Raw genomic sequence first — 4,086 nt, 5'->3', positions numbered from 1 at the left:
TTGAGTTTGAGACAGCATTTGTGGATAGAGTTTTTATTTGATTTAGATTCAACTTTTTAACTCTTTCTAACAATTTAGGCAAATTGTTTTACACCATAACTCAACTTGCCAAGCTTTCCGCTATCCGTCAAAAGCCGGATAGTTTTATTAAGATGAAACTTGATCCGTAAAACAAGATGCCGATCTTGTCCATTTTAATCAAAATCTTATCTCCTTATTTTGTAGGAAATTAAAATGGGATTTCATAGGAGTGTGTGAAATAAATCCGTGTTAATCTGTGAAAATTCGTGAGCAAATTTACTTTTTCTTAAAACTTTTATACAACTTTTCCAATCCGTAAGCAAGCGGATTTCCAACCAGTTTGGCGTGATCTTTCCAACTTTCTTTTTTGAGCGGATGAATACTCTCACTTTTATCGATCGTCTTTCCCAAAACATAACCGATCGGATTAACAGCTACTAACGCAAAATTTACAGAACGATCAATCGCCATTTTCCCGATGATCTTGTAGATTTTATCGATCAAATCTGAAGTGATATTTTTGGCAGAATTAATAACAAATTTCGGTGATGGATAGATCGCTTTTTCAGATTCGATATATGTCAGTTTACAGTAATTTTCTGTAATGTAGGAAATCCTTGTCAGTAAAGCCGCATTTACCAAACCGTCAGCAAGAGACGCTAAAATCTTATCGATAAAAGGAATACTTTTCAGACTTTCGGTCGCAAATTTGGAGAAGACTTCTTCTGTGGCATACTCAACACCTTCCGAACCTCCGATCGCCATTGAATAATAGACTTTCTTACCGATTGTAAATAAATCACGGTTGGAAACTCTTCCATTATAAAGCAGGAATATTTCTTTGATATGATTGATGCTTGCCGACAGGATCAGGATTGCATCCAGAAAGCCATTTTGGGCAATTGCCGTGCTATAAAAAAGGTTTGATACATTTTTTTTTCGTAAATTATTGCATTCCTTTTCCAGCACCTTGATGATCTTATCATAACTGTCTTTGCTATTGGAAATTTCTGCAAAGTTAAAATTAAACCTTTTCAAGTAATCATTATCCCGAAAATTCTCGATCCTTTCTGAAATCAGTTGATCTTCCTTACTTTTATCAGTTGTAGGAGCATAACTTTTCGGAATTCTGATTATTTTCATAACCGGAATTATCACAAAATAGATAAACACGCCTGAAATAACAATTAAAGTTCCGTATCCGGCATAAGGATGGATCGATTTCATAGTTGCGTAAAGTTCCAGAAATTCCCTGATAATAATGTATAAAAGGAAAATAGAGATAAAAAACAAAATCTTTTTTACAAATTTCATATTTACTTCCTTTTCCTTTCCGAAGTTTCCTATAAAGGATTTCTTTCAACTGAAATTCGGAAAGTTATCATTCATAATGCATACTCAATAAATATTTGAACATCCTGAAAGTGTTCATTCTGTCAATAAAAACATCCCGAAAAACATCGGATTGTCCGTTAGGTCATCCGATTGTTTTGTCATTGTATTCCTGCTACTCATTTTTTCCGATTTAAATCAAACATTCCAAAGATTCAACAAGTTGAAACATTCGGAGGTTTTCACAAAATTAGCACTCTTTTAGTCTGTTTGCTAAAAAATAGTTTGACATCAAACCATCACTAATTAAATTGTCATTGTTAGCAGTTCAAAATCTATACTGCTAACCGGAAAGAGGAGTTATGAAAAAGAACGAAATCAGGCAGAAAAAAGTTTTATCCCACCTTGTGGATGAATATATTGAAACCGTTGAACCGGTTTCTTCTAACCTGATCTGTCAAAAATATATCAAAAATTCCAGTCCTGCAACGATCAGGATCGACCTGAATAAACTGGAAAAATGCAATTTGATCTATCAGCCGCACACCTCTTCCGGCAGGATTCCAACCATTCAGGGATATCGGGAATATTTAAAGCAACTCGATGATAAAATCAAGGTTTTATCATATGAGAATATAGATATTTTGAGAAATATTCTAATCAAATATTACAAAGATACGCCGCTTGCTCTACATTATGTGATGCAAGTTCTGGCGAAAGAAACCGATCAATTAAGTTTTGTGGCAGAACCGGAAGTATCTTACGGATATCTGGAAAAACTCGATGTTTTCAAGATTTCCCAAAATAAACTTTTATTTGTTGTCAGTTTGGATTCCGGACTTGATAAAACCGTGATCTTGAAATCGGAGCAGGAATTTTCCGATCAGCAATTGAAAACGATCGTGCGTTATATGAACGATGAACTTGTCGGCTTGAAGATGTTCGACATCCAGCATAAATATCTGGAAGAAATGAGCGAAAAAGTTACTGACGAGAATAAAATCCTGAAATTATTCATGGAAGAGTTGCAGAATGCTCTCACTGAAATCAGCAGTTATTTCATCCATTTTGACGGCAGCATCAGTTTTTTGGAACAGCCGGAATTTGACCAGAAAAGTTCTATCCTGAATTTTCTCGGCTTCATTCAAAGGCAGGATTATCTGGTGAATCTGATGCAGAAATTTGATGATCAAAAAGATTACAATGTTATTCTCGGCGAAGATATCGGACAGCAGGAACTGGCAGATTATTCACTGATATTCGCAAAATATGAGATCTTCGGTGTGCCAGGATATTTGGGAATTGTTGGTCCAATCAGGATGAATTATCAGAAAAATATTCCAATCATTCGGGATATTGCGAAGGTAATTACAAATACAACCAAAAAAGGAATGATGGTAGCGCAAAATGACAGATAAAGAAGAAAAGATTGAAAAAGAGAAAGTTTCGGAGGAAGTGAAATCCGCAAAAAAAGAGAAAAAGAAAAAACTTTCTCAAAAAGAAAAAATTGAACTTCTCGAGCAGGAAGTCGAGGAATTAAAAGACCAGAAACTGCGCATTGCAGCGGAATTCGAGAATTTCAGGAAAAGAAATATTTCCGAAAAATCTGATTGGATCAAAAATGCCAATCAGCGCATCGTGCTGGAACTTTGCGATGTGTTAGATAATTTTGAACGAGCTCTGCATCCGGAAATCGAAAAGAACCTGGAATCTTACACAAAAGGGATCGAATTGATCTTCCAGCAATTGGAAAATGTCCTTAAAAAAGAAGGTGTGGAAAAAATCGAAGCAATGGAAGAAGAATTTGACCCTAATTTCCATGAAGCACTTGCTCACATTCCATCTGAACTCGAGGAAAATAAAATTGCGGCTGTTATCCAAAACGGCTATAAAATGAATAATAAAGTGATCCGTCCGGTACGGGTTGCAGTTTCCAACGGTGAAAAACCGGAAGAAAAAAGCAACAAACAAAACGAACAAGACGAACAGAAAAAGTAACTCAAACAATTCTGTTTGAGGTTGTAACTCGTTTTTGCTAAACGAGTAAGATGAAAAAAATGATCGTTTAGTTAGTTTTGTTCGAGGCTGAATAAATAAAATAAAAAAAAATAAATCGGAGGTTATAATGGGAAAAATAATCGGAATCGATCTGGGAACCACTAATTCTTGCGTGAGCGTGATGGAAGGTGGAAAACCGGTCGTAATTCAAAGTGCGGAAGGAAGCAGAACAACTCCTTCTGTTGTGGCTTTCACAAAAGATAAAGAACGACTTGTCGGGCAACTTGCCAAGCGTCAAGCTGTTACAAATCCAAAAAACACTGTTTCTTCCATCAAAAGATTTATGGGAAGACAGTTGAACGAAGTTGGTTTGGAAATCAAGAATGTTAATTACCAGGTAAAAGGTGGAAAATTCGGAGAAGCAACAGTTCATGTTGATGTTGAGAACAAAGATTTTACACCGCAGGAAATTTCAGCGATGATTCTGACCAAAATGAAGGAAACTGCAGAAGCACATCTGGGAACTCAGATCAAGGAAGCAGTTGTGACTGTTCCAGCCTATTTCAATGATGCGCAAAGACAGGCAACCAAAGATGCGGGAAAAATTGCTGGTCTTGATGTGAAAAGGATCATCAATGAGCCAACAGCAGCTGCTCTGGCTTATGGTTTGGAAAGTAAAAAAGAGGAAGATGTTGCAGTTTACGATCTCGGTGGTGGAACTTTTGATATTTCTAT

General features: G+C 36.1%; 4 protein-coding genes. 3 read left to right on the top strand and 1 reads right to left on the bottom strand.

Going from position 1 to position 4,086, the window contains the following annotated elements; all coding sequences use genetic code 11:
• Positions 1-297: 297 nt before the first annotated feature.
• Entirely contained in the window at positions 298-1,335 is a 1,038-nt protein-coding gene (locus tag ENL20_07515) for a hypothetical protein (GenBank protein HHE38407.1), read from the bottom strand.
• A 380-nt stretch (positions 1,336-1,715) separates the two neighbouring features.
• Here ENL20_07515 and hrcA point away from each other — a divergent pair, with 380 nt between their 5' ends.
• The 3 genes from hrcA to dnaK form a co-directional block, all read left to right on the top strand.
• The gene (hrcA, locus tag ENL20_07510) at positions 1,716-2,771 is read left to right on the top strand and encodes a heat-inducible transcription repressor HrcA (protein HHE38406.1); all 1,056 of its coding nucleotides are present in this window, start codon (positions 1,716-1,718) and stop codon (positions 2,769-2,771) included.
• Positions 2,761-3,351, top strand: a complete 591-nt coding sequence (grpE, locus tag ENL20_07505) for a nucleotide exchange factor GrpE (protein ID HHE38405.1) — start codon at positions 2,761-2,763, stop codon at positions 3,349-3,351. The genes hrcA and grpE overlap by 11 nt, the downstream gene beginning before the upstream one ends.
• Before the next feature lie 127 nt (positions 3,352-3,478).
• The coding region (gene dnaK, locus ENL20_07500; GenBank protein HHE38404.1) for a molecular chaperone DnaK at positions 3,479-4,086 on the top strand (608 nt) is incomplete at its 3' end.

Source organism: Candidatus Cloacimonadota bacterium, from assembly GCA_011372345.1.
Taxonomy (GTDB): Bacteria; Cloacimonadota; Cloacimonadia; order Cloacimonadales; family TCS61; genus DRTC01.
Note: the sequence above shows the minus strand (reverse complement) of the source record. Positions and strands in the feature narration are given on the sequence as shown.

What these genes read in the sequence shown, in the direction of transcription:
- ENL20_07515 (HHE38407.1), bottom strand. Translation starts at nt 1,335, where the DNA reads ATGAAATTTGTAAAAAAGATTTTGTTTTTTATCTCTATTTTCCTTTTA.
- hrcA (HHE38406.1), top strand. Translation starts at nt 1,716, where the DNA reads ATGAAAAAGAACGAAATCAGGCAGAAAAAAGTTTTATCCCACCTTGTG.
- grpE (HHE38405.1), top strand. Translation starts at nt 2,761, where the DNA reads ATGACAGATAAAGAAGAAAAGATTGAAAAAGAGAAAGTTTCGGAGGAA.